The sequence below is a fragment of the Paraburkholderia tropica genome (assembly GCF_900109265.1).
GTDB lineage: Bacteria > Pseudomonadota > Gammaproteobacteria > Burkholderiales > Burkholderiaceae > Paraburkholderia > Paraburkholderia tropica.
In genome coordinates this window covers 16648-41409 of record NZ_FNZM01000022.1, presented here as the reverse complement: position 1 = coordinate 41409, position 24762 = coordinate 16648, and the positions used below count along the sequence as shown (strand labels likewise).

Below are 24762 nucleotides of genomic sequence, written 5' to 3'. Positions count from 1 at the left end.
TTGGTGCGAGTCGACCCTGACCGCGTTGAACGTGGCCGCGTCAGCCGGTTGAATTCAATTCGTAATCGTCCGTAATGTTGGCTGTAACCTGAGTAAGTTTTACCCGGCCTACACTCCAGCGTTTTAACGCTGGTCTGTCGTCGGATACATTCGGCAACGGGCAATTGAATTCATTACCGAGGTCGCATGAAGCCCGAACCCCAAGCCATTTTCCTGCATACCGGATATCGAACGGCGGGGACGTGGTTATGGTCCTGTTTTCGCAATCTGGATCAGGTGACGGGATATTACGAACCGCTGCATGAAATGCTCGCGACCATCGATCGCGACATGCTCGACAAAAGCACGTCGAGCAGCTGGCGGTCGGGGCATCCGAATCTGGAAAGCCCGTATTTCGCGGAGTTCGCGCATCTGCTCGATGGCGATCAACCGGGGATCGCCGGTTACGACGAAGTGTTTTCGATCGACAGTTTTTCCGGCGATGCACCCGAAGCGGCGCCGCGTATCGTCGATTATCTGAATACGCTCGCGCAGACTTCGCGCGCAAAAGGGCGCGTGCCGGTTTTCAAGTTCTGCCGCTCGCTGGGACGGCTCAAATGGTTTTACGAAACGTTTCCCGACGCGGTGCATATCGTCGTTCTGAAGAATCCGATTACGCAATGGCAATCGTGCTGGGAATTGCTGGCGAAACATCGCAATGCGCATTTCGTCGCCATTCCGTTTGCCGTGCTCGATTTGAACCGGCATGTGCCGCTCGCACGCAAGGTGATGGACGCGCTGCGCATTACGCTGCCGGAGATGCCGGAAAGCGGCGAAGCGATCACGCTTGAAGAGCGCCTCACGTTCTTCAAGGAATACGTGGCGAAGATCGATCCCGCCGACGCTTATCGCGGCTTTCTCGCGCATTGGTTGCTGACGTTGCGCCATGCGTTCACATCGTCGGATGCGGTGTTCGATTGCGATCTCGCCGCGCGTTCGCCCGTGTATGCGCAGGCCGCGGAGCAGTGGATCGCGGAGATGTCGGGCTTGAGCCCGTCGTTCGGCAGCGTGCAGCCCGCCGATGGTCCGCGCCAAAGCGGTTTCGACGCAACGCGCGGTCTGGAGATTCACCTCGACGCGCTGGCGCTGTCGCGCGCGCTCGCCGAATCGGGCGAAATCAGCGGGGAAACGCAATCGTTCTGGACGAGCAAACTCGCGCAGGCGACGCAGGTGCTCGCCTTCGGCCCCGACGTGAACTGGCCGCACGGCGCCGTACCGCTGCATCGCTCGACGCGCGTGGTGGATATCGCGCTGATCGACGGCATCGCCGCGGACGCCGCACTCGTGAACGAACTGGCGGCTACGCGTAGCGCGCTGGAAAGCGCGCGTCGGCAGATGAAGGCGCTCAAGCGCGCGCCCTTGCGTCGGCTTGGCACGAAGGTGCGCAAGCTGTTCGCGTCGAATGGGCGTCGCGCGGTCTGAGCCGCGCAGCTTTATCCGCGTCGCGCGCGGGTCAGGCGTGCTGGTCGCGAAACGCGTCGGTGACGTGCAGCGTGTGAGCGTAGACCGCCCCGGCGCGTAAGACGACGGCGATCGCATACGCCTCGTCCAGTGCTTCGGGAGGCGCATCGGCGGCCAGCGCCTGCTCGTGCAGCGTCTGGCGGCGCGCGTCGTCGGACTGCGCATAGGCGACGGCGGCGGCGGTGATCCACACCAGCGCCGGTGCGATCGCATCGGTGGCGAACACCGCCTGGGCGAACGCGAGGCGCGCCCGCGCGATGGCCGTGTTGCGCACGGCGGTTTCGTCCTCGATCGCGAGCGTGCCGTGCGCGACGCTCAGCGTACCTTCGCCGATCGATTCCAGCGCCGCGCTCACGTAGCTCACCGCCAGCGCTTCGGCTTCGGTCGCGCCGCACTTGCGCGCGAGCGCGGCGTGATGCTCGATGCAGAACGCGCAGCGCGTGATCTGTGCAATCGCCACGGCGACCAGATGCTTGTCCTTCTCCGATAAACGGCCCGCGCGCCAGACCGGCGCGGACAGCGTGCGGAAGGCTTTCGGACCGGCGTGGCTGCGTTCGAGTGCGCCCACGATGCGGGCTTCTTCGTCGTGTGTGCGGAGTTCGCTCATCGAAATTGACTCTTTAAAAATGGGCTCGGCGCGAGCAATCAACGCGGGCTCGCAATGGCGGCGTCACTCGGCGCAGACGCGTTGCGCGCGTCGCGCAACCGGCGCGCGGGGTCGGCCGCCGCCAGCACGGCGATCAGACTCAACACGCCCAACGCGCTGATATACGCGCAGATGTACCACGGCGAACCGTTGCCCAGCACGAGCAGTGCCGCGGCGACGAAAGGCGTCAGGCCGCCGGAAATCAGCGTGCCGATCTGATAACCCAGCGAAATGCCGCTGTAACGCACCTCGACGGGAAACTGCTCCGCGAACCAGGCCGCGCCGGGCGCGTAGATGGCCGCGTCGAACAGCGCGAGTTCGATGGCGAACACCACGGGCAGATAGCGCAGATCGCCGTGATCGAGGAACCAGAAGAACGGCCACACGAGCAGGCTGATGCCGACCACGGCCCACACCGCAGGACGCCTGCGGCCGATGCGGTCGGACAGCGCGGCCCATAGCGGCGTCGCGACGATGGCGAACGCCGAGCCGATGATCACCGCGCTGAGCGCGAACGACGCGCCGCCGCGCTTCAGGTTCAGATAGCTGATCGCGTAGGTGGTGACGATGGCGTACATGGCCGGTTGCAGCAGGCGCAGGCCGATCGTCACGAACAGCGCGCGGCGATGATGGCGGAACACGTCGGCGACCGGCAGGCGGCGGAGCTTGCCTTCGGCTTGCGCGTCGAGAAACGGCGCGGGCTCGTGAATGCGCGCGCGCACGAACACGCCGACGGCCACCAGCACCACGCTGAACAGGAACGGCAGACGCCAGCCCCACGCGGCGAAGTCATCGGCGGACAGCCACTGCCGCACCGTGAGGAAGGTGCCCGACGCGAGCAGCATGCCCGCCGCCGAACCGACCTGGGTGAACGAACCGAGCAGACCGCGGGAGCGCTCGCTCGCGTGCTCGACCGAGAGCAGCGACGCGCCGCCCCATTCCGCGCCGGTCGCGACGCCTTGCAGCAACCGCAGCGTGACGAGCAGCGCAGTCGCCAGCAGACCGGCGGTTGCGTAGGTCGGCAGCAGACCCGTGAGCAGCGTGGCGATGCCCATCAACACCAGCGAAAACACCAGTACGCGTTTGCGCCCGATGCGGTCGCCGAAATGCCCCGCGATCACCGCGCCGAGCGGACGCGCGAAGAAGCCCACGCCATACGCGGCGAACGCGCCGAGGATGCCGGTCAAGCCGTTCGCGCTGGCGGGAAAGAACGCGTGACTGAAGACCAGCGCGGAGGCTGTGCTGTAAATGTAGAAGTCGTACCACTCGATCGTGGTGCCGATGAACGCGGCGAAGCCGGCGCGTGCTGCGCGGTTGCGCGGCGACGAAGAGGAGCGGGTTGACATGATCCGATCAGCATAGGAAAGCCGACCAGTTGATCATTGTTGCTGTCGTTTTCCTAACAACGATTTGTGCTTTGGTTTGAAGTCGGGCGGCTTATAAGGAATGTGGGAATGGTGATTTGGGGTGTTGAGAGACGTGGCGTGGCGGGCTTATTTATTCGGGCGACGTTTGCGCATCTGAATAAATTGCGATATCGGACTCAATTTGTCGAATGTCAAATTGCGTTTCGATCGCGACGCAATACGGATAAATCAAACTCCACTTTAAAGATTGTCTGATGGTCTGCCCCCTTGCGTAATCCGACGATTACCGGTTAGCGGCGGAGGGTCCGTCGTGACTGTGCCGGTCGCGTATCTGCACGGTTTCCATACCTGTAATCGAACGAAGGCACGCACACGAGGCGTTATCTGTTGAGGCTAGGCGATAAATCCACGGCGGGAGGTATTGTCCTGGAGGGCGCAGAAAACTGCACGCACCGCGGCATACCGATTACGTTTATCGGAGCAAAGGTCTGGTGCGAAGGCTGTAAATCGCACGGTTATATCGAGTCGGCGGGGCCGCACCGCAACGCAACGATGCGGGGGAAGCAACAGGCGCTGGAAGACGATATCTGTATCTGCAAGTGTTCACCGCCGCCGGTTTTCAGTGCGTCGCAAGCAAGCGCCTCTCACAGTTGGGAGGACGAATGGGGGGACATGGGTTATGCAGCAAGCCTGGCCGCGTTACTCGACAGGCAGAGCGCCACACACGACGAACGGTTCAAGCTATGCGATCGCGCCGGAAACCCGCTCGCGGATACCTATTACACCGTTCGTTTGCCATCCGGTGCAACGGTGAAAGGCGTAACAGATTCGAACGGCTATACCGCGCGCTATCAAACTGATGGCGAGTGCCGTATTGCCGTGTACATCGGCCACAAGAAGTAGTCGTGCCTACCAGACTTGCACTGAAAGACGATCGCACGACCACGGGCGGGTCCATCCTCGGGCCCGGATCGGACTGGTTTAACGAAGACGGTAGAGCCTTCGCGCTGGCCGAAGACAAGGCAACATGCGGCAACTGCAAAGGCGTGTGGCCCGTTGGTGGCACCGCCCATAGCGTAATGGACCAAGGCCAATCCTTCGTTAAAGACCTTGCGCCGGTCTATTGCCCATGCGGCAAAAATCGCGTGCTTGCGAGCGGTGAATCGCCCTTCTTTTATTCCGAGGATTGCGAAAGCGACTCACAGACCACCGCCGTAGCAATACAACCATTCCACGATGAACAGTTCACGCTGTGCGACGCGCGCGGCACGCCGATGCGCGGAACGTACTACACGGTGCGGCTATCAACTGGTGAGATTGAACACGGCACCACCGACGAGCAAGGCCGTACCGCGCGATATGCAACGGAACACGCTGCTTCGATTCACGTTTATCTTGGGCACAGAGAGGAAATGTAAATGCCTGACGCACTTGGAAGCGCAGTAACGAATACGAACCCGAATTCGTGTGTTAATTTGCAGACCGATCGGTTATGCAAGCCTTGGACTCTCTCGCAGCAAGGCATAACTTTCATGGCCGTCCTTGAAAGTGGAATTCTCAATGGTACGTATCATCAGGTGCTTCACCATCATACAAACAACCTTCCCGTTTCCCAAGGCTTCATCTTGCAGGTATACGACGATGGACACGGAATTCCAACGACCGGTTTAGGACATCGCGTTTGGCCCGCCGACAATCTGCATATGGGACAAACCATCACACTCGAACGCGCAAAAGAACTATTCCGACACGATCGAGAGCCTGCCGAAGGAGCGATCAACAACAGCGTTAACGTGCCGCTATATCAGTACGAATATGATGCACTGGTATCCGTATTGTTCAATACCGGCACTGGTCGCGGACCCCATGACCCGTGGCCTGGAACCAGGGCTCAATACTTGGCAGACTTTCTGAATCATGGCGAATACGAACGGATGCGCGATGTGATACGCGGTTTCATAGCTAACATTGTCTCTGGCCGCCGCCAGAGGGAAGCACGGTTGTTTGATACGGGAGTTTACGATGCGACTCACTAAGTTCTTGCCTGTCTGCGTGTTCGGCATCTCCACTTATATGGTTGTCGCGCCAATTGCGGATGCCGCTACAGTTTATGGGGCCAGCTTTGATTACAGGAAAGCTGAACCAGCCATCGAGCAGTATCCAGGAATGACGCCGGACCAGATCAAGGCGCATTGTAAAAACGAAAACCTGGGAGGTATGGAAATGGCAACGTGCGCGCAATTTAGTTTTGAAGCGGCGAATGCAACTCTCGCTAAGGCAGTAGAAGAAAATGAAAAGGAAATCGCAAAAAACGACATGGAAATTAGAAAGAATCACAACCCCGTCGCGCTGCCGTATTTCAAGCGTGCACAAATAAACTGGCAAAATTATCGCGATAATCAATGCTACGCGAACGTGTATGAAATTGGTGAGGCATCTATACGTTTCATTGATTTTTACGCATGCATGGAGAAAATTACGAATTCGAGAATTGACGAGCTGAGTACCCCGGATGCACGTCAGTAATTCGATTATTTTAACCGCCCCGTTTCGACGGGTCGTTTTTGCGATGCGGCAACCCGAAGTCCTTTGAATTGATTTCTGCAATTCACGCGATTTATGTGTCTTTTAATTGAATGGGGGATCAGGACGATGAACCAGGAACAGAAGGTCAAGACGCAATACATTACGCCCCTGTCGTCGTAGCTTGTCGTGCGAGTATTGAACCCGCTTGGGTAGGCGATTCCCAAATGAGCGGTCCGGCTATCTTCACGTCGCAAATCCTCGCGGCGGTGTACGCATAGGTGCGCAACACGTGCCACGCCGAGGATGATTCAGACAACTGGCGCGTGTTGCCGTTCAAATCACGCCGATTCACGCCGGCTCCGCCCCCGCAGCGCACATCATCGACTGATACTTCAGCGGCGTGATCTGCAGCACGCGCTTGAACATCACGGCGAAGGAGTTCGCGTCGGCGTAACCGAGGCAGCTCGCGACTTCGTCGATGGGCGTATGCGTCGACAGCAGGCACATCGCTTCGGACACGCGCATCTGCTCGCGCCATTTCGCGAACGGCATGCCGGTTTCGCGCTGGAAATGCCGCGCGAGCGTGCGCGAACTCGCGCCGAAACGGTCGCCCCAATGTTCGAGCGAATCGTTGTTGGCGGGCTGCTCGATCAGCGCCTGGCAGATTCGGTGCAAACGCGGATGCTGCGGCAGCGGCAGACGGCCAGGCTGATCGTCGGCGGGCGATGCCGCGGCGAGCAGATTGACGATCAGTTGCGTGAGGATATCGGCGAGACTGCCCGGTTCGCGCGTGCGTGCGGGTTCTTCGACCATCGCGAGAATCGCCTCGCGCAGCAGGCCGTTGACGGGCAGCAGTCGGCCTTCGTCGCCGCCGATCGCCGGGCACGGATCGACGTACAGCGTGCGAAAGCCGACCTTGCCCACCATCTCCAGCTCGTGCTCGACGCGCGGCGGCACCAGCATCGCGCAATCGGGCGTGACGACCCAGCTCGCGGCCGGCGTGCGCACGCGGATCAACCCGCTCGTCGCGTAGAGCAACTGCGCGCGCGCGTGCGTATGCGCGATCTCGCGCGAGCCCGATTCGTACTCGATCGCCTGACCGAACACGGTCGGCAAATCGCTCTTCGCGGGAGGCGGCACAGGCTGCGCGCCGCCTCTCGGCTTCGTACGTGGAGTGTCCGTTTGTGTCGAAAAAGCTTCCATAACGTTCCATCTGGACAAAAGTTGTCCGGCTGATCGAACAAGTCGTCCGCCTCTGCGCGGGGCTAACTTGTATCATCTGACCTCGCCAGCGCGGTCCAGCCCTTTGTTCACGGGCCTCCGTCGCCTGCGCGATCTAACGACATAGTCCCCCAAGTCAGCACAAACGCCTTTGGCCCACGACGTTTATCGCCGTGGGAAGTATAGCTTTTGTGAATGTAATAAGAAGCATTATCATTAACATTCAACTGGTGAATCGACGATGAAGGGACGTAAAAACAACAAGATGACGGGGCTGCACGGGTTGTCCACGAAGCTTTCGCCGATGCGGTGCGCATTACTGGGGATGCCGCTGGCGCTTTCGGTCGTTGCGCACGCACAGACCGCTGACGACGCCAGCGGCGTTCAAAACGGACAAAACGCCGGTTCGGCGCAATCGGCGCAATCGACGAAATCGACCCAGGCGGCGTCGGCGAAAGGCACGCTGCCGGCGGTGAACGTCGACGCGCAGCGCGAGTCGCCGAGGGGCCCGACTTCGGGCATCGTCGCCAAACGCACCATGACGGGCACCAAGACCGACACGCCGATCGTGCGCGTGCCGCAGTCGATTTCGGTCGTCACGCGCGAGCAGATGGATCAGCAGGGCGCGACCACGGTCGATCAGGCGCTGCGCTACACGCCAGGCGTCTACTCGCAGGATTCGACCGATTTCCGCTTCGACCAGTTGCGCGGGCGCGGCTTCGATTATTCGGAATATCTCGATGGCCTCGCGCTGCAGGCGGACCAGTATTACGCCAATCCGCGTATCGATCCTTACTTCCTTGAGCGCATCGATGTGATGCGCGGTCCGTCGTCGGTGTTGTACGGCGCGGGGAGCCCCGCCGGCATCGTCAACATGGTGTCGAAGTTCGCGACCGAGGATCAGGTCAACGAGGTTCAGTTGCAGTTCGGCAATCACAACCGCTATGAAGCCGCGTTCGACGTGGGCGGCAAGCTGGACAACGACGGCACCGTGCTGTGGCGCATCGTGGGTCTGGGTCGCGACGCCGACACGCAGGTGGACGGCGTGAAGGATCAGCGCATTGCCTTTGCGCCGAGCGTCACGATCAAGCCGAACGCCGACACGCGCCTCACGGTCTACGCGCAGTATCAGCGCGATCCGGCGGGCGGTCTGTTCGATTCGCTGCCGGTGCAGGGCACGGCCACGTACAACCCGAACGGCAAGGTCAGCCCGGGCACCTACATCGGCAATCCGGACACCGATTATTTGCACCGCACGCAGTACGCGTTCGGCTATCAGTTCGAGCAGAAGATCAACAACGTCTTCACGTTCCGTTCGAGCGCGCGCTACATGCACGACGACGTGGATTATCGCCAGTCGTATTTCGGCACGTGGAAGGCGGGCACGAACCAGTCGGTGCTCACCATGAGCGCGTTTCTCGATCGCGAGCACCTGAGCCAGTTCGCGATGGATAACCAGTTGCAGGCGAAATTCTCGACGGGCGACGTCAAGCAGACGGTGCTGTTCGGCGTCGATTACCAGCGTCTGCTGAGCGGTACGAATTCGGGCTCGGGCTCGGTCGGCACGCTCAATCCGTTCGATCCGGACTTCTCGACGGTCGGCCAGATCTACACGACCACCAAGCGCGTCGATACCGCCACCGATCAGCTTGGCGTGTATTTGCAGGATCAGATCGAATATCTTCACTGGCTGCTCACGCTCGGCATCCGCAACGACTGGACCTCGACCAACATCCAGACAAGCGGTTCGAGCACGGGCCTGCAAAACCAGACGCCGCACGCGTTCACGTGGCGCGGCGGTCTCTCGTATCTGTTCGATAACGGCATCGCGCCGTACTTCTCGTATGCGAAGTCGTTCCAGCCGACCACGGGCGTGAATTACGCGGGCCAGGCGCTGGTGCCGACCACGGGGCAGGAATACGAGGTGGGCGTGAAGTATCAGCCGAAGAGTTATAACGCGCTCTATTCGGCGGCGATTTTCGATCTCACGCAGCACAACGTCACCACGACCGATCTGAATCATCCGGGCTCGTCGGTGCAGACGGGCGAAGTGCGTTCGCGCGGTCTCGAAATCGAAGGCCATATCCAGCTCACCGACAATCTCACGGTGCTCGGCTCGTACACGTATCTGAACCAGGTCGTGCTGGAATCGAACACGGCGGCGCAGGTGGGCAAGCGCCTGACGATGGCGCCGCGCAACATGGCCAATCTTTGGGCCGATTACACGCTGCATGGCGGCGCGCTGCGCGGTCTGGGCTTTGGCGGCGGCGTGCGTTATATCGGCATGTCGGCGGGCGATACGACGAATACCTTCGACGTCAGCAGCGTCGTGCTGCTCGACGCGGCGGTCCACTACGATCTTCGCAACTGGAAGTTCGCGGTCAACGCGACCAATCTGACGAACCGCACCTATGTCGCGTACTGCTCCGGCGGCGCGTGCTATTACGGCTCGAAGATCGGCGTGCTGGGTACGGCGAAGTATCAATGGTAAGCGCGTTGAGCGAGAAACGATGAAGGGCGCGCGCATGCAACGACGTCAATGGCTCGCGGCCGCCGCCGCGGGTCTCGCATGCGCGCTCGGACCGCGTGCGGTGTGGGCGGGGGCGGACGTGGCGGGGGTGGGAGGAACGTCGGCGCCGAAACGCATCGTCGTGATGGATTTCGGGCTCACCGAAATGCTGCTCACGCTCGGCGTGACGCCGCTCGCCACCTCGGTGCCGGACTGGTATCGGCGCACCAATGTCGCGCCGCCGCTGCCCGCCGGGGTGATCGATATCGGCTTGCTGTATCAGCCGAACGTCGAATTACTCGAACAATTGCGTCCCGATCTGCTGCTGCTCACGCCCGCGCATGCGCCGATGCGTGCGCAACTCGAACGCATCGCGCCGACGCTCACGCTCGCGTTGTCCGCGAACGGCGTGGCGCCGTGGACGCAGATCGCGAACGAGACGCGCCGGCTCGCGCGTGTGCTGCATCGCGAGCCGCAGGCGCAGGCCACGATCGCCGCCGCCGACGCGCAGGTGGGCGCGGCGCGCGCGCGTCTGCCTGCGGGCGGCGAGAGCGCCGCGCCGATTTTCGTCGTGGAGTTTATCGACGACCGGCATCTGCTCGTGTTTGGAACCGGCAGTCTGTTCGGCGACGTGATGACGCGCATGGGGCTGCGCAACGCGTGGACCGGGCCGACCAACGCGCGCGGCTATGCGGTGACCGACTTCACGCGTCTGGCCGATGCCGCCGACACCGCCGATGCGGCCCACGCGCGCCTCGTCCATATCGACCCGCTGCCCGACGCCGCGCGCGCGACGCTCGCGCAGGGCGTGCTCTGGCACAGCCTGCCGTTCGTGCGCGCGGGCCGCGTGGCGGGCATGCCGAAGGTCTCGCAGGGTGGCGCGCTCTACAGCGGCGCGCGCTTCGCGCGTCAACTCGCGGATGTGCTGCTTGCACCGGAGGGCCAACATGCATGATCTGCCGATGACGCGCGCAGCGGGCACAGCTCACGCACGCGCGCCCTTGATCGGATTATTCGGATTGCTGATTATTGCCATCGCGTTGACGTTGCACGGTCTTTCCGCGCATCTGCCCGCAAGCGACTGGATGCGCGCGCTGATCGCGCCGAACGTGGACGACATCCGCGAAATGGTGGTGCACGAAAGCTGGCTGCCGCGCCTCGCGATCTCGCTGCTGTGCGGCGCGGCGCTCGCGCTGGCGGGCGTGGTGTTCCAGCAGGTCTTGCGCAATCCGCTGGCCGAGCCGATGACGGTGGGCGTCTCGGCGGGCGCGTATCTCGCGTTGCTGCTCGCGACGCTGTGGGCGCCTGCGTGGCTGCTGCCGTGGCGCTCGGGCATCGCGCTCGCGGGCGGGGCGCTGGCGATGCTGGTCGTGTTCGCGCTCGCCTGGCGGCGTGGCTTCGCGCCGATCACGCTGGTGCTCGGCGGCATGATCGTCAACCTGTATTGCGGCGCGCTGAGCCTCGCGCTGTCGATCATTTACGAGCGCTCGCTGGCGGCGATGTTCATCTGGGGCGGCGGCGCGCTCGCGCAGCAGGACTGGCAAACGACGCTGTGGCTGCTGCCGCGCGTGCTCGTCTGCGCGGCGCTGTGCGGCGCGCTGGTGCGCCCGCTCACGCTCGCCGGACTCGACGACGCGGGCGCGCGCGGCCTCGGTCTGGCGCTGACGCGCACGCGTTTTCTGGCGCTGGCGGCGGCGGTCGCGTTGACGGCGTTCGTGGTCGCGGCGGTCGGCGTGATCGGCTTCATCGGACTGGCCGCGCCCGCCGTGGCGCGCGCGTGCGGTGCGCGGCGTCTGCGCGATCAACTGACGTGGGCGCCCGCGATCGGCGCGCTGCTGCTCTGGGTCACCGATCAGGCAATCCAGCAACTCGGCGGCCTCGCGGGCGAACTGTTGCCGACGGGGGCCGCGACGGCGCTGTTCGGCGGCCCCTTGCTGCTCTGGCTGGTGCCGCGCCTGAAGACGCGCGCGGCGCCGCCTGGCACGCAGGCGGCTGAATCTGCGCGCGCGGCGAGTGCGCTGCGTTCGCCGCAGGCCACGCGACGTCTGCTCGTGTGCGGCGCGCTGGCGCTGATCGCGGCGGTGATCGTCGCGGCAGCGTTCGGGCGCGGCCTGGACGGCTGGCACTGGGCGAGCGCCGACGAATGGCGCGGCTTGTGGCGATGGCGCGCGCCGCGCATCGAGAGCGCGCTCGCGGCGGGCATGCTGCTCGCGCTGGCGGGCACGCTGCTGCAACGACTCTCCGGCAATCCGATGGCGAGTCCCGAGGTACTCGGCATCAGCGGCGGCGGCATGCTCGGCATGATTCTGCTGCTGTTCGCCGTGCGAGCGCCGGGCGCGCCGCTGATGTTCGCCGCCTGCGGGGCGGGCGCGCTGACGACCTTGCTGGCGATGCTCGCGCTCGCGCGCCGCAGCGGCTTCGCGACCGGGCAACTGCTGCTCGCGGGCATTGCGGTGGGCGCGCTGTCGCAAGCGGTGTTCGGGCTCGTGATCGCGGGCAGCGGCCCGTATGCGCCGCTGCTGCGCAATCTGCTGATGGGCTCGACCTATCTGATCGACGCGTCGCTCGCGTCGGGCGCGCTCGTGCTCGCGGTGGCGCTGCTGGCGCTGACCTTGCTGTGCGCGCGCTGGCTGGACATCTTTCCGCTGGGCACGCCGGCGGCGGCGTCGCTGGGCGTGCCGGTGCGACGCGCGCGGCTCCTGATTCTGCTGCTGGCGGCGCTGCTGAGCGCGGCGGCCGCGATGATCGTCGGACCGCTCTCGTTCATCGGCTTGATGGCGCCGCACGTGGTACGGCGCATGGGCGTTCGGCGCGCGGTGGTCGAACTGCTGGCTTCCGGGCTGCTCGGCGCGCTGCTGATGGTGCTGTCCGACTGGCTGAGCCGCAACGTGCTGTTCCCGCAGCAAATGCCCGCCGGGTTGCTGGCGATGATTGCGGGTGGCGCGTATCTGATGGTGTCGTTGGCGCGCTGAAGCGGCGGCGCGCCAATCGACGCCGCGCTCAGGCGTGGCACATGCACAGTTCGAATTCGTGTCCGTCGGGGCCGCTCAGGACGACGCTTTTCATCGCCTCGATTTTCAGTCCGTCCATGACGACGGACGCGCCGTTCTCAATCGCACGCTTCATGAAGTCGAGCAGCATGGCTTCTTCGAACTCGAAAACGGGCACGGCGCTGCTGCCTTTCAATTCGTCGCCGAAGTCGTTCAGCAGCAAGCCCAAACGGTTCGCGCCGATCATGAATTCGGTCCACTTTGCGGATTGCTTGTGCGGTTCCTGATCGAGAAGCCGTTGCCAGAAAGCGGTCGATATCTGCATGTCGTTGACTTTCAGGTACACCGTACGAAGTTGCATGGCGGGTCTCCGGGTGGGATTGGGGGGATTCTGGCAGAGGCAAAAATACGGCACGACGCTTTCGAAAACCTGACCGCCTGCACGAAACATGGCAACGACTATTCTGGCTTGATAAGCTCGACGACGCGTCGATCGATTCGAACGAATCCGCGCGATGGATCTTCTCCTTGAAACTTCAATTGAAAGGATCGCAAGCACTCTATGACTGCGTCGACGCACAATCCGCTCTTGTCGGACTGGAAAGCGGCGGGTGAATTTCCGCCATTCGCGGCAATCCGCCCAGAGCATTTCGCCCCGGCGATTGTCCGGCTCGCCAAAGAGCGGATCGATCGCGTCGATGCCATCGCTGCGAATCCCGAACCGCCCACATTTACCAACACGGTCGCGGCGTATGAAGCGACGGGCGGACACATCGAAAGAATCGACGCGCTATTCGAAATCCTGCGCCTCACACTGGGGACGCGCGAGGTGTGGGAGGTGGCAGGCGAAGTGGGTGCCTTGCTCGCGAATCACCATGCGGCCTTGCTCAGCCACCAGCCGTTTTTCATTCGTCTCGACGCGGTTTTTCATACGCGGCATACGCTCGAACTCGAAGCGGACGAACTGCGTCTGCTCGAATTGATTCACGCCGATTACGTGCGAAACGGCGTTCACCTCGCGCCGGACGCGTCGATGCGTCTTCACGCAATCAAGGAGCGTCTGGCGCAATGCTACGTCGCGTTCAACAAGAACCTCGTTGCTTCGACCGACGCATTCAAACTGATCCTGACTGACGAAGCCGAACTCGCGGGTCTGCCGGATTTCATTCGACGCGCGGCGCTCACTGAAGATCAGCCGGATCGCGCAAATGAGTATGTGTTCACGCTCGCGTATTCGAGCGTGGTTCCGTTTCTCACCTGGTCGGCGCGGCGCGACTTGCGCGAACGCATCTGGCGCGCCTGGACCAGCCGTTGCACCGAGCCCGATGTGGACAACCGGCCCATCGTTCGTGAAGTGGTTCAATTGCGCGCCGAGCAGGCGAAACTGCTCGGATTCGAGAATTTCGCGCAGTACGCGTTGACGGACCGGATGGCCGGCACGCCGCAAGCCGTGCGCGAATTGCTCGAAAGCATCTGGACGCCCGCCAGAATGTTGTGCGAAGCCGAACTCGCGGCGCTGCGGTCATTCGCATCGGAAACCGGCGAGCCGGCCGAGATCGAACCGTGGGACTGGCGCTATCTGACCGAGCGTCTGCGAACTCGCGAGTTCAATATCGACGCCGAACAGGTCGGTCAATATTTCGAACTGGAATCGTCGATCCGCGCGGCGTTCGATTGCGCGCATCGACTTTTCGGCTTGCAGTTTCGCGAACGTCATGACGTAGCGCTTTACCATCCGGATGTACGGCTATGGGATGTCGAGCAACACGGGCGACTCATTGGGTATTTCGCGGCCGATTACTATGCGCGCGTCGGTAAGGCATCGGGCGCGTGGGAATCGGAATTCCGCATGCGCTGCAACGGGATCGATGCGACCTTGCCATTCGTGATCAATAGCACGTCGTTCCAGGGTGTTCGAGGCAAGCCAACACAACTCGCCTTGCGAGACGTGCAAACGCTTTTCCATGAAATGGGACATGCGTTGCACAGTCTTCTTTCCCGCGTGCGCTTTCGCCGGTTGTCGGGCACGCGCGTGCAACGCGATTTCGTCGAGTTTCCGTCGCATCTGATGGAGAATTGGGTGCTCGATCCCACGCTGCTGGCAACGCATGCGCGACACGTCGAAACAGGAGAAGCCATGCCGGATGCACTCGTTCGCAGTCTGCGCGCGGCGAGCTGCTTTAACGAAGGCTACGAACTCGTTCGCTACATTGCGTCCGCGCTGGCCGATATCGAATTGCATTCGCTCGCGGAATGCGCGGACCTCGATATCGAAACGTTCCAGTCGCGCTATTTCGAGCGGCTCGGCGTGATGCGCGAGGTCGACGTCAATCATCGGCTGCCCTGTTTCCGGCACGCGTTCGGCGGCAGCGAATATGCTGCGGGCTACTACAGTTATTTGTGGGCGCAGGTACTCGAAGCCGACGCGTTCGAGGCATTTGAAGAATCCGGCAACGCCTTCGATGCGCCGCTCGCCGCGCGATTGCACGATTGCCTGTTCGGCATCGGCAACTCGATGGACCCGGCCGCGGCCTATCAGGCATTCAGGCGTCGCTCGCCCGATCCGCTGGCGCTGGCGCGCAAACGGGGATTCGGCGCCGTAGGCGGCAGCGTGCCGGATCCGGCCTGACGCCGCCGAAGCAGCGCTAACCCGCCACCTACGCTATACTCTCCCTCCATGGAAACCAAACCGCTTTCGCTCATGTTGCACGGTTGGTGGCGCGCCTGAATCCGGCGGCCCGTTTCCCCACGCATATCGCAAACGTGATGCCGCCAGTCCTGGCGGCATTGTTGTTTTAGCGCGCCGAAGACTGGTGGCTCGATTAATGTGAGACTCCAGTCCATGACACAAGCAAGCCGCCCCACCATCCTGACCGGCGACCGGACCACCGGCCAGCTGCATCTCGGCCACTACATCGGCTCCTTGCGCGCGCGCGTTCAGCTTCAGAACGAAGCGGACCAGTTCCTTCTGCTCGCCGACGTCCAGGCGCTCACCGACAACGTCGGCCGCCACCAGAAAGTCACCGAAAACGTCATCGAAGTCGCGCTCGACTATCTCGCCGCCGGCATCGATCCCGCGAAATCGACCATCCTGATTCAATCGCAGGTGCCCGAACTCGCGGAACTGTCCCAGTATCTGCTCAATCTCGTGACGGTCGCGCGCCTCGAACGCAATCCGACCATCAAGGAAGAAATTCGTCTGCGCGGATTCGAGCGCGATATTCCGGCGGGTTTCCTGACCTATCCGGTCAGTCAGGCGGCGGACATCACGGCGTTCAAGGCCACGCACGTGCCGGTCGGCGACGATCAGTTGCCGATGATCGAGCAGACCAACGAACTGGTGCGCCGTTTCAACAACACCGTCGATCGCGCCGTGCTGGTCGAATGCGAAGCGGTGCTGTCGAAAGTCACGCGCCTGCCCGGTATCGACGGCAAGGCCAAAATGAGCAAGTCGCTCGGCAATGCGATCACGCTGGGCGCGACGCCCGATGAAATCACCAAGGCGGTGAACAATATGTACACCGACCCGAACCATCTGCGCGTGAGCGATCCGGGCCGCGTGGAAGGCAACGTGGTGTTCTCGTTCCTCGATGCGTTCGAACCCGATGTGGCGAAAGTGGACGAGCTCAAGGCGCATTATCAGCGCGGCGGCCTGGGCGACAGCGTCGTGAAGCGCGTGCTCAACGAGCGCCTGCAAACGCTGATCGAACCGATTCGCACGCGTCGTCGCGAGCTGGAAGAAGATCGCGGCGAAGTCCTCGAAATTCTGCGTCGCGGCACGATGCGCGCGCGCGAAGTGGCGGCGCAGACGCTGTCCGAAGTGAAGGGCGCGCTGGGTCTGAGCTATTTCCAGAACTGAGCATGACGTGCAGCGAGCGCCGCATGAAAAGCGGCGCTCGCTTTATCTTTTCTGCTTGCTCGTTTCAGGGACCGAACGGCAATTCGCCCTGAATAGCGCCGTTAATCGGGTTGTCCGCCGAATAGCGTTCGAGCGCGCTCACGCGCACGCCAATCAGGCGGATGCGCCGATCGAGATCGATCCGTTTCAGACACGCGCCAACCGCGCGGCGAATGGCGGCGGTATCGCGCACGGCCATCGGCAGCGAAATATCGCGGGTGACGATTTTAAAGTCCGCGAATTTGATTTTCACGCCCACCGTGCGGCCGCAATACCCTTTGCGCTCCAGATCCTGCGCAACGCGTTCGCATAGCTGCGTGAGCGCGGGCGTGAGCACGGCACGGTCGCGCCCGACGTGCATGTCGCGCTCGAACGTGGTTTCGCGGCTCATCGATTTCGGTTCCGACGACACCACCACTTCGCGATCGTCCTCGCCATGCGACACGCGCGCGAGCCACGCCGCGTAGGTGCGGCCGAAATGTTCCTGCAAAAGCCCGAGATCCGCTTTCGCCAGATCGCCGATCGTGGCGAAACCCAGCTCCGCGAGCCGCTTGCTCGCGCGCGGCCCGATGCCATTCACTTTCTTCGCTTCGAGCGGCCAGATGCGCGCTTCGAGGTCCGCCATCGTGAGCAGCGTGAGGCCGTCCGGCTTGTCGAGTTCGGAGCCGATCTTGGCGAGCAGCTTGTTGGGCGCAATCGCGATCGAGCAGGTCAGGCCGGTTGCGTCGCGCACCGCGGCTTTAAGACGCGCGCCGATGTCGCGCGGCTCGCCTTCGACGTCGGTGAGATCGATATAGATTTCGTCGATGCCGCGATCTTCGATCTGCTCGGTGAAGGTGCGCACCGCGCTTTTGAACAGCCGTGAATAGTGGCGATAGGACTCGAAGTCGGTGGGCAGCAGAATGGCGTCGGGCGCGAGTTGCGCGGCCTTCATCATGCCCATTGCGGAAAACACGCCGAATTTGCGCGCTTCGTAGGTGGATGTGGTGACGACGCCGCGCCCCACGTAGTCACGCAGGCGCGCGAAGCGGCGCGTGCCGTCGGGCAGCGTCTCGGGCACGGCATTGCGCCCGCCGCCGATGACGACGGCCTTGCCGCGCAGTTCCGGATAGCGCAGCAATTCCACGGAAGCGTAGAACGCGTCCATGTCGAGGTGCGCGATGCGCCTTTCGTCTGGCATGCCTGGTGTGTGAGAAATGGCGTTCGAACAGTGAGGCCGCGAACGCAACGTGTTTCGAGCTAACGCCGCGCCGCGTCGGGCCGTGCGTTGCCCGTAACTGTACATTCATACAGTGTTTTTGTCACCTTGTTGGCGACTCCGCCAATGCAGCGGCAGCGCAGACAAACCGCGCGCAATGAGGTGGAGACGTCGCGACGCAGCCTGCCCGATATTCCTTTTATTCACCGCGCGTTTAATCACGCTCGCCGCTTTGCATTCCTCGCGCCCCGGGTAAGCATTCGCTAACTCGTTCGTTGTGCTGCACCCATGGGCCTCCTATAACTACGCGCTGTCATGGCCGTCATTCAAGGGGATTCCATTGAGCACGCTCGATATTGATTCAACTGTGTCGTCGCCGATTCGCTCAGCCAGCGACGTTTCGCGCCTCATCAACACCAGCACCGCGCGCGCAAGTCATGCACGCGTGATCGTGCTGCTCGCGCTCGGCGGCGTATTTCTCGACGCTTACGATCTCACCACGCTGTCGTACGGCATTCAGGATGTCGTGCGCGAATTCAACCTGACGCCTTCGCTGACCGGCATCGTCACGTCGTCGATCATGATCGGGACCATACTGGGCAGTCTCGTCGGCGGCTGGTTTACCGATCGTATCGGCCGCTATCAGGTCTTCATGGCCGACATGCTCTTCTTCGTCGTCGCGGCGATCGCCGCCGGGCTCGCGCCCAACGTCTGGGTGCTGATCGCCGCGCGTTTCGTGATGGGTCTTGGCGTGGGTATCGATTTGCCCGTAGCGATGGCGTTTCTTTCCGAGTTTTCGAAATTCCAGGGCAGCGGCAATAAAGCTTCGCGGCTCGCCGCGTGGTGCCCGATGTGGTACGCGGCTTCATCGGTGTGCTTTCTGATCGTGTTCGGTCTGTATTTCTTTTTACCGCAGGAGCACGCGGGCTGGCTGTGGCGCGCCTCGCTGATCTTCGGCGCGGTGCCCGCGCTCATCATCATTGCCGTGCGCAGCCGCTTCATGAACGAGTCGCCGCTGTGGGCCGCGAATCAGGGCAAGCTCGACGACGCCGTGCGCATTCTGCGCGAGTCGTACGGCATTCACGCGCATAAGGCCGACGAAGCGCCGCCCGCGAATCCTCAGCCGCCCGTGAGTTTTCGCGTGCTGTTCCAGCGCCCGTATCTGGCGCGCACGATTGTCGCGAGCGTGATGAATCTGTGCATTCCGTTCGAGTACACGGCCATTGCGTTTTTCCTGCCGTCGATTCTTTCGCAGTTTCTCGGCGCGGGCGTGTTCGAAACCATTTCGGCTTCGCTCGCGCTCAATGTGCTGTTCGCGCTCACGGGCGGCTTGCTCGGCATGCGGCTCGCGCATACGCGGCCTTCGCGGCATGTTGCGCTCGCGGGTTTCGCGTTGCAGTTCGTCGCGCTCGTGGCGCTTGCGTTGCTCGGGCATCCGCAGACGGCGCTGGGCATCGGCATTGCACTGGCCATGCTCGGCGCGTGGCTGTTCGCGGAAGGATTCGGCCCCGGGGCGCAGATGATGATTTATCCGGCGCTTTCGTATCCGACGTCGATTCGCGGCACGGGGCTCGGTTTTGGCCGTGCGCTCACGGGGATCGGCAGCGCGGTGGCGCTGTTCGTGTTGCCGATCCTCAACGCAAAGCTCGGCACGGATATGTTCTGGGTCGTGGCGCTCGCGGCGGTCATTCCCATCGGCTTTCTAGCGCTCGTGAAGTACGAACCGACCGAGCACGATATCGACGATGAGACGGTGCTCGCGCGCGATCACGCGGAGCATGCCGAGCACGCGTAAGCACGTGCCGGGGCTAATGGAGCGCTCTGATAGCGTTCAGGTGCTCACGCGCACCCGAGCCGAGATTGTCGTTGCCGAAGTTGATTGCGTCGTCATCACGCACAAGCGTATCGATCGCCGCCATAGCGCCTGGATTTGCCGCTATCGCAGCCACGCCGTCGCGGCGATCACATTAAAAACCGATCGATGATTCAACAACCATAACGTTATTCGAATTGCTTGGTTAAGCGCGGCGCGATGGGCGGGTAACCTCCTGAGCGTCGGCTGCACGAAAGCCGCAGGCGTATTGACGAATTGAATGACTCAGGTAAGCGAACGGAGTGGTGTATGTCGCAGGGAACAGCCGCAGCAGACCGCTGGTCGGGGCGGCCGAAACAATACGGCGCGAAGCAGCGAAGCCCGGCGCGCCGCTATGGCGGTATCGCAGCAGTCCTGCTGCTGCATGTCGTGCTGATCTGGGCGCTGCTCAACGGTCTCGCGACGAAGGTGGTGCAGATCGTCCAGAAGCCGGTGGAGACGCGCATCATCATGCCGGTCAAGCCGCCGACGCCCGCGCCCACGCCGCCCGCGCAACCGGTCGTCAAGCAGCCGCCGCCGAAGATCAAGCGTCCGCCGCCGTTCGTGCCGCCGCCCGAGGTGCACGTGGCCGCGCCGCCCGCGCCGACCATCGAGCATCAGGCCGCGCCCGCGCCGACAGCGGTGATTCCGGCGCCCACGCCGCCCGCGCCCGTCGCGCCGCCCGCACCGCCCAAACCGGTGAGTCATGAAGCGGGCGTGGTGTGTCCGAACTCGGACAAGGTGCGCGCCAGCATGACGTATCCGGAGGAAGCGCAGGAGAACAACATCACGGGCGACGTGCTGATTTCGTTTGTGGTCGATCCGCAAGGTCACGTGACCGACGAGAAGGTCGAAAAGTCGGCGGACCCGTTGCTCGATCGCGCGGCGTTCAATGCGGTCAAGCGGTTCAACTGCATTTCGCAAGGTCAGCCGGTGCGCGTGCAGGTGCCGTTCTCGTTCAATCTGAACTGAATTTACGGTGGGCTGGCGAGGAAGATTCAGGCGCGTTCAAGACGATCGCGCCACGCCGGCCTCCGCTGTCTTTAATGTTGGAGTCCTGATGAACAAGCAATCGAAGTTTGCCGCGCGTGCGGCCCTGTCTGTCGTCGCCGTGGCGGCGGCGATTCCCGTCGCCGCGTGGGCGCAGGCCGCCGGCGTGGAGACCGCGAACCCCTATGGCCTCGACGCGTTGTGGAAGAACGGCGACTTCGTCGCGCGTTTCGTGCTGCTCGTGCTGGTCGCCATGTCGATGGGTAGCTGGTACATCATGGTCACCAAGTTCGTCGAACAGGCGCGCGCCAATCGCCGCGCGAAGTCGGCGGATCAGCAGCTCTGGGAAGCGCCGTCGCTCGCGGCAGGCGCGGCGCAACTCGACGAACGCTCGCCGTTTCGCTTCATCGCCGAAACCGGCATCGACGCCGCCGAGCATCACGACGAAGTACTGCTCGAAGAAGTGGATCGCAATACGTGGATTCAGGTGAGCATCGACCGCTCGATCAACAACGTCGGCAATCGCCTGCAGGACGGTCTCGCGTTTCTCGCGACGGTCGGTTCGACCGCGCCGTTCGTCGGCCTGTTCGGCACCGTGTGGGGCATTTATCACGCGCTCACGGCGATCGGCATCGCGGGTCAGGCCTCGATCGACAAAGTGGCGGGTCCGGTGGGCGAGGCGCTCATCATGACCGCCATCGGCCTCGCGGTCGCCGTGCCGGCCGTGCTCGGCTACAACTTCCTCGTGCGCCGCAACAAGTCGCTGATGGAGCGCGTGCGCACGTTCGGCGCGCAACTGCATACGGTGCTGCTGTCGGGCCGCAAGCGCAACGTGCGCGCCGTCGCCAACGCGGGCTGAGCGCGCGAAGAGAGTCATCATGGCCATGAACGTAGCTCAGGACGGCGGCGAAGACGAGGTGATCGCCACCATCAACACGACGCCGCTCGTCGACGTCATGCTGGTCCTGCTGATCATCTTTCTCATCACGATTCCGGTGGTCACGCATACGGTGCCCGTGCAATTGCCGAAGGAAACCGTGAGTCCGCTGCAGACTAAACCGGACGCGATTGAAATTGCCGTCGACAAGGACGGCAACGTGTTCTGGAACGAGCGGCGTATCGATTCGCCCACGCTGCTCGCGCAACTGAAGACGGTCTCGCAGCGCGATCCGCAGCCCGAAGTGCATGTGCGCGGCGATCAGTCCACGCGCTACGAGTTCATCGGCCGCGTGGTGACCGATTGTGAGCGCGCGGGTATCACGAAGGTGTCGTTCATCACGCAGCCGCCCGCGCGCGGCGGTTGAGCGCGAGCGAAGGAAAAAGCTATGGGAATGCAGGTGAACCAGGGTTCCGGCGACGAACCGGACGTGATGGTGGACATCAACACCACGCCGCTGATCGACGTGATGCTCGTGCTGTTGATCATGCTGATCATCACGATTCCGATCCAGATGCACTCGGTGAAAATGAATCTGCCCGTGGGCGATCCGCCGCCGCCCGCCGCGCCGCCGCCGGTCGTGCAGGTGGATATCGATGCAAGCGGCGCGCTCGCCTGGAATGGCGCGCATCTTCAGGATCACGCCGATCTCGAACGGCATATGGCCGACGTGGCGGCGCAAGCCGATCAATCGGAGATTCATCTGCTGCCGGATAAAGCCGCGCCGTATCGCGCCGTGGCCGAAGTGCTGGCGGCCGCGCAGCGCGAAGGCGCGACGAAGATCGGCTTGATTGGAAACGAGCAATACATGCAATAAAACTGGGGATGGCCCTCGTTCGATCCGAACGAGAGGACTTCGTTAAAGCGAACGGTGCGCCGTTCGCTTTTTTTTCGCGCCTTCGATTCGTCTTCGATTCAACACACGCATCGCCATATCGATTGCAGGATTCACGCGATATCGAATTGCCAATCCATTATTGGAGCGCGGCGAAGGCGTTTTCTATACTCGGTTTTCCATCAGCACTCGCCTTGAACGAGTGCCAGCCCATCGCCGATAACGTTAAAGGACTACGCCCATGAGCCTGCGCCCATTGCACGATCGCGTGATCGTCAAGCGACTCGATCAGGAAACCAAAACCGCGTCGGGCATCGTGATTCCCGATAGCGCCGCCGAAAAGCCGGACCAGGGCGAAGTGCTTGCCGTCGGTCCGGGCCGGCGCGACAACGACGGGCGCCGCATCGCGCCCGATCTCAACGTGGGCGACCGCGTGCTGTTCGGCAAATACGCCGGTCAGACCGTGAAAGTCGACGGCAACGAACTGCTCGTGCTGCGCGAAGAAGACATCGTCGCAGTCGTTCAATCCTGAGGGAAGCATCGATCATGGCAGCGAAAGACATCGTATTCGGCGACATCGCCCGTAGCAAACTCATCGAAGGCGTGAACATTCTCGCCGACGCCGTGAAGGTCACGCTCGGTCCCAAGGGACGCAACGTCGTGCTCGAACGCAGCTTCGGCTCGCCCGTCGTGACGAAGGACGGCGTGTCGGTGGCGAAGGAAGTGGAACTCGCGGACAAGGTGCAGAACATCGGCGCGCAGATCGTCAAGGAAGTCGCGTCGAAAACCAGCGACGCCGCCGGCGACGGCACCACGACGGCCACCGTGCTGGCGCAGGCGATCGTGCGCGAAGGGCAGAAATACGTGGCGGCCGGTCTCAATCCGCTCGATCTGAAACGCGGCATCGACAAGGCCGTGAGCGCCGCGATCGAGGAGCTGAAGAAGATCAGCAAGCCGACCACCACGAGCAAGGAAATCGCGCAGGTCGCGACCATCTCGGCCAACGGCGAAGAGTCGATCGGCCAGCGCATTGCGGAAGCGCTCGATCGCGTCGGCAAGGAAGGCGTGATCACGGTGGAAGACGGCAAGTCGCTCGACGACGAACTCGACGTGGTCGAAGGTCTGCAATTCGATCGCGGCTATCTTTCGCCGTACTTCATCAACAACGCCGACAAGCAGATTGCCGAACTCGACAATCCGTTCATTCTCCTGCACGACAAGAAGATTTCGAATATCCGCGATCTGCTGCCGGTGCTCGAACAGGTCGCGAAGGCCGGGCGTCCGCTGCTGCTGATCGCGGAAGATATCGAGGGCGAGGCGCTCGCGACGCTCGTCGTCAACAATATTCGCGGCGTGCTCAAGACGGTCGCGGTGAAGGCACCGGGTTTCGGCGACCGCCGCAAGGCGCTGCTCGAAGATATCGCGATCCTCACGGGCGGTCAGGTGATCGCCGAGGAAACCGGCTTGGGTCTCGACAAGGCCACGCTTGCCGAACTCGGTCAGGCCAAGCGCGTGGAGATCGGCAAGGAGAACACGACGGTGATCGATGGCGCGGGCGAAGCGGCGGCGATCGAAGCCCGCGTGAAGCAGATTCGCGTGCAGATCGAAGAAGCGACTTCCGATTACGATCGCGAGAAGTTGCAGGAACGCGTGGCGAAACTCGCGGGCGGCGTGGCCGTGATCAAGGTGGGCGGCGCGACCGAAATCGAAGTGAAGGAAAAGAAGGATCGCGTGGACGACGCGCTGCACGCGACGCGCGCGGCGGTGGAAGAGGGCATTGTGCCGGGCGGCGGCGTGGCGCTGATTCGCGTGCGCCAGGCGATTCTCAATCTGCAGGGCAACAACCCCGATCAGACCGCCGGCGTGAAGATCGTGCTGCGCGCGCTCGAAGAACCGCTGCGCCAGATCGTGACCAATGCGGGCGAGGAGGCGAGCGTGGTGGCGGCGCGCGTGGCGGAGGGCTCGGGCAATTTCGGTTACGACGCGGCCACGGGCCAGTATGGCGATCTTGTCGAAAAGGGCGTGCTCGATCCGACCAAGGTCACGCGCACGGCGCTGCAAAACGCGGCGTCCGTGGCCGGGCTGCTGCTGACGACCGATGCGACCGTGCACGAAGCGCCCAAGGCGGCGTCCGCGCCTGCGCCGGGCGGCGTGCCTGGCGGCGGCGATCTGGGCTTCTGACCGGCAGCCACGCACGCGATATTCACGCGTATAGCAATGAAAAAGCCACGGCATTCGTCGTGGCTTTTTTATTGTGGCGCGATGCGGACGCTCATAGGTTCGCGCCCTTGTA

Annotated in this window: 23 protein-coding genes; 18 read left to right on the top strand and 5 right to left on the bottom strand. The window is 62.7% G+C overall.

Annotated features, from left to right (window positions below; all coding sequences use genetic code 11):
* Positions 1-186: 186 nt before the first annotated feature.
* On the top strand, positions 187-1461 hold the full coding sequence (locus BMY06_RS30775) for a hypothetical protein (RefSeq protein ID WP_080180877.1): 1275 nt from the start codon (positions 187-189) through the stop codon (positions 1459-1461).
* 31 nt (positions 1462-1492) lie between these two features.
* On the opposite strand, the gene BMY06_RS30770 is transcribed toward BMY06_RS30775, so the two are convergent.
* On the bottom strand, positions 1493-2107 hold the full coding sequence (locus BMY06_RS30770) for a carboxymuconolactone decarboxylase family protein (protein WP_074986905.1): 615 nt from the start codon (positions 2105-2107) through the stop codon (positions 1493-1495).
* A 38-nt stretch (positions 2108-2145) separates the two neighbouring features.
* Positions 2146-3492, bottom strand: a complete 1347-nt coding sequence (locus tag BMY06_RS30765; RefSeq protein WP_074986904.1) for an MFS transporter — start codon at positions 3490-3492, stop codon at positions 2146-2148.
* Positions 3493-3900: 408 nt separating this feature from the next.
* Here BMY06_RS30765 and BMY06_RS30760 point away from each other — a divergent pair, with 408 nt between their 5' ends.
* The 4 genes from BMY06_RS30760 (at position 3901) to BMY06_RS30750 (ending at position 6039) form a co-directional block, all read left to right on the top strand.
* A complete protein-coding gene (locus BMY06_RS30760; protein ID WP_074986903.1) occupies positions 3901-4416 on the top strand; it encodes a PAAR domain-containing protein in 516 nt (171 codons plus the stop codon).
* 2 nt (positions 4417-4418) lie between these two features.
* Positions 4419-4931 (top strand): PAAR domain-containing protein, encoded by a 513-nt coding sequence (locus BMY06_RS38225; RefSeq protein WP_082991773.1) that lies wholly within the window; start codon positions 4419-4421, stop codon positions 4929-4931.
* A 114-nt stretch (positions 4932-5045) separates the two neighbouring features.
* On the top strand, positions 5046-5549 hold the full coding sequence (locus BMY06_RS30755; protein WP_074986902.1) for a lysozyme: 504 nt from the start codon (positions 5046-5048) through the stop codon (positions 5547-5549).
* Positions 5536-6039 carry a lysozyme inhibitor LprI family protein gene (locus BMY06_RS30750; protein WP_080180873.1) on the top strand — a complete coding sequence of 168 codons (504 nt, stop codon included), beginning with the start codon at positions 5536-5538 and terminating at the stop codon, positions 6037-6039. Before BMY06_RS30755 ends, BMY06_RS30750 begins: the two co-directional genes overlap by 14 nt.
* A 348-nt stretch (positions 6040-6387) precedes the next feature.
* Here BMY06_RS30750 and BMY06_RS30745 read toward each other — a convergent pair whose 3' ends face one another.
* Positions 6388-7179, bottom strand: coding sequence for an AraC family transcriptional regulator (locus BMY06_RS30745; protein WP_074986901.1), 792 nt, complete (start codon positions 7177-7179; stop codon positions 6388-6390).
* A 322-nt stretch (positions 7180-7501) separates the two neighbouring features.
* On the opposite strand from BMY06_RS30745, the gene BMY06_RS30740 reads away from it, so the two are divergent.
* Genes BMY06_RS30740 through fhuB form a run of 3 tightly spaced genes read left to right on the top strand, consistent with a single transcriptional unit; the run spans position 7502 to position 12741 of the window.
* Positions 7502-9751, top strand: a complete 2250-nt coding sequence (locus tag BMY06_RS30740) for a TonB-dependent siderophore receptor (RefSeq protein WP_244144262.1) — start codon at positions 7502-7504, stop codon at positions 9749-9751.
* A gap of 34 nt (positions 9752-9785) precedes the next feature.
* Positions 9786-10724 carry an ABC transporter substrate-binding protein gene (locus BMY06_RS30735; RefSeq protein WP_161495608.1) on the top strand — a complete coding sequence of 313 codons (939 nt, stop codon included), beginning with the start codon at positions 9786-9788 and terminating at the stop codon, positions 10722-10724.
* The gene (fhuB, locus tag BMY06_RS30730; RefSeq protein ID WP_244144261.1) at positions 10717-12741 is read left to right on the top strand and encodes a Fe(3+)-hydroxamate ABC transporter permease FhuB; all 2025 of its coding nucleotides are present in this window, start codon (positions 10717-10719) and stop codon (positions 12739-12741) included. Before BMY06_RS30735 ends, fhuB begins: the two co-directional genes overlap by 8 nt.
* 28 nt (positions 12742-12769) lie before the next feature.
* Here the strand turns inward: fhuB and BMY06_RS30725 are convergent, their stop codons facing one another.
* Positions 12770-13120, bottom strand: a complete 351-nt coding sequence (locus BMY06_RS30725; protein ID WP_065058830.1) for a VOC family protein — start codon at positions 13118-13120, stop codon at positions 12770-12772.
* Between the two features lie 201 nt (positions 13121-13321).
* Between BMY06_RS30725 and BMY06_RS30720 the strand changes: the two genes are divergently transcribed.
* Together BMY06_RS30720 and trpS are read left to right on the top strand one after the other, a co-directional pair.
* Positions 13322-15388, top strand: coding sequence for a M3 family metallopeptidase (locus BMY06_RS30720; RefSeq protein WP_074986898.1), 2067 nt, complete (start codon positions 13322-13324; stop codon positions 15386-15388).
* 213 nt (positions 15389-15601) lie between these two features.
* Positions 15602-16618 (top strand): tryptophan--tRNA ligase, encoded by a 1017-nt coding sequence (trpS, locus tag BMY06_RS30715; protein ID WP_065058832.1) that lies wholly within the window; start codon positions 15602-15604, stop codon positions 16616-16618.
* Positions 16619-16682: 64 nt separating this feature from the next.
* Here trpS and dinB read toward each other — a convergent pair whose 3' ends face one another.
* Positions 16683-17837, bottom strand: coding sequence for a DNA polymerase IV (gene dinB / locus BMY06_RS30710; protein WP_074986897.1), 1155 nt, complete (start codon positions 17835-17837; stop codon positions 16683-16685).
* 358 nt (positions 17838-18195) lie between these two features.
* On the opposite strand from dinB, the gene BMY06_RS30705 reads away from it, so the two are divergent.
* The 8 genes from BMY06_RS30705 (at position 18196) to groL (ending at position 24650) form a co-directional block, all read left to right on the top strand.
* The gene (locus BMY06_RS30705; RefSeq protein ID WP_065058834.1) at positions 18196-19650 is read left to right on the top strand and encodes an MFS transporter; all 1455 of its coding nucleotides are present in this window, start codon (positions 18196-18198) and stop codon (positions 19648-19650) included.
* A 16-nt stretch (positions 19651-19666) separates the two neighbouring features.
* Positions 19667-19840: a hypothetical protein gene (locus BMY06_RS39740; RefSeq protein ID WP_156773668.1), complete on the top strand. Its 174-nt coding sequence runs from the start codon at positions 19667-19669 to the stop codon at positions 19838-19840.
* A gap of 137 nt (positions 19841-19977) precedes the next feature.
* On the top strand, positions 19978-20679 hold the full coding sequence (locus BMY06_RS30700) for an energy transducer TonB (RefSeq protein WP_074986896.1): 702 nt from the start codon (positions 19978-19980) through the stop codon (positions 20677-20679).
* Between the two features lie 88 nt (positions 20680-20767).
* Positions 20768-21556, top strand: a complete 789-nt coding sequence (locus BMY06_RS30695; protein WP_074986895.1) for a MotA/TolQ/ExbB proton channel family protein — start codon at positions 20768-20770, stop codon at positions 21554-21556.
* A 19-nt stretch (positions 21557-21575) separates the two neighbouring features.
* The gene (locus tag BMY06_RS30690; protein WP_065058837.1) at positions 21576-22001 is read left to right on the top strand and encodes an ExbD/TolR family protein; all 426 of its coding nucleotides are present in this window, start codon (positions 21576-21578) and stop codon (positions 21999-22001) included.
* 21 nt (positions 22002-22022) lie between these two features.
* Positions 22023-22451 (top strand): ExbD/TolR family protein, encoded by a 429-nt coding sequence (locus BMY06_RS30685; RefSeq protein WP_074986894.1) that lies wholly within the window; start codon positions 22023-22025, stop codon positions 22449-22451.
* 259 nt (positions 22452-22710) lie between these two features.
* On the top strand, positions 22711-23001 hold the full coding sequence (gene groES, locus BMY06_RS30680; RefSeq protein WP_065058839.1) for a co-chaperone GroES: 291 nt from the start codon (positions 22711-22713) through the stop codon (positions 22999-23001).
* Between the two features lie 14 nt (positions 23002-23015).
* Positions 23016-24650, top strand: coding sequence for a chaperonin GroEL (groL, locus tag BMY06_RS30675; RefSeq protein ID WP_065058840.1), 1635 nt, complete (start codon positions 23016-23018; stop codon positions 24648-24650).
* Positions 24651-24762: the final 112 nt, after the last annotated feature.

Coding starts and splice junctions, on each gene's coding strand:
- BMY06_RS30775 (WP_080180877.1), top strand. CDS start 187: ATGAAGCCCGAACCCCAAGCCATTTTCCTGCATACCGGATATCGAACG.
- BMY06_RS30770 (WP_074986905.1), bottom strand. CDS start 2,107: ATGAGCGAACTCCGCACACACGACGAAGAAGCCCGCATCGTGGGCGCA.
- BMY06_RS30765 (WP_074986904.1), bottom strand. CDS start 3,492: ATGTCAACCCGCTCCTCTTCGTCGCCGCGCAACCGCGCAGCACGCGCC.
- BMY06_RS30755 (WP_074986902.1), top strand. CDS start 5,046: ATGGCCGTCCTTGAAAGTGGAATTCTCAATGGTACGTATCATCAGGTG.
- BMY06_RS30750 (WP_080180873.1), top strand. CDS start 5,536: ATGCGACTCACTAAGTTCTTGCCTGTCTGCGTGTTCGGCATCTCCACT.
- BMY06_RS30740 (WP_244144262.1), top strand. CDS start 7,502: ATGAAGGGACGTAAAAACAACAAGATGACGGGGCTGCACGGGTTGTCC.
- BMY06_RS30735 (WP_161495608.1), top strand. CDS start 9,786: ATGCAACGACGTCAATGGCTCGCGGCCGCCGCCGCGGGTCTCGCATGC.
- fhuB (WP_244144261.1), top strand. CDS start 10,717: ATGCATGATCTGCCGATGACGCGCGCAGCGGGCACAGCTCACGCACGC.
- BMY06_RS30725 (WP_065058830.1), bottom strand. CDS start 13,120: ATGCAACTTCGTACGGTGTACCTGAAAGTCAACGACATGCAGATATCG.
- BMY06_RS30720 (WP_074986898.1), top strand. CDS start 13,322: ATGACTGCGTCGACGCACAATCCGCTCTTGTCGGACTGGAAAGCGGCG.
- trpS (WP_065058832.1), top strand. CDS start 15,602: ATGACACAAGCAAGCCGCCCCACCATCCTGACCGGCGACCGGACCACC.
- dinB (WP_074986897.1), bottom strand. CDS start 17,837: ATGCCAGACGAAAGGCGCATCGCGCACCTCGACATGGACGCGTTCTAC.
- BMY06_RS39740 (WP_156773668.1), top strand. CDS start 19,667: ATGGAGCGCTCTGATAGCGTTCAGGTGCTCACGCGCACCCGAGCCGAG.
- BMY06_RS30700 (WP_074986896.1), top strand. CDS start 19,978: ATGTCGCAGGGAACAGCCGCAGCAGACCGCTGGTCGGGGCGGCCGAAA.
- BMY06_RS30695 (WP_074986895.1), top strand. CDS start 20,768: ATGAACAAGCAATCGAAGTTTGCCGCGCGTGCGGCCCTGTCTGTCGTC.
- BMY06_RS30690 (WP_065058837.1), top strand. CDS start 21,576: ATGGCCATGAACGTAGCTCAGGACGGCGGCGAAGACGAGGTGATCGCC.
- BMY06_RS30685 (WP_074986894.1), top strand. CDS start 22,023: ATGGGAATGCAGGTGAACCAGGGTTCCGGCGACGAACCGGACGTGATG.
- groES (WP_065058839.1), top strand. CDS start 22,711: ATGAGCCTGCGCCCATTGCACGATCGCGTGATCGTCAAGCGACTCGAT.
- groL (WP_065058840.1), top strand. CDS start 23,016: ATGGCAGCGAAAGACATCGTATTCGGCGACATCGCCCGTAGCAAACTC.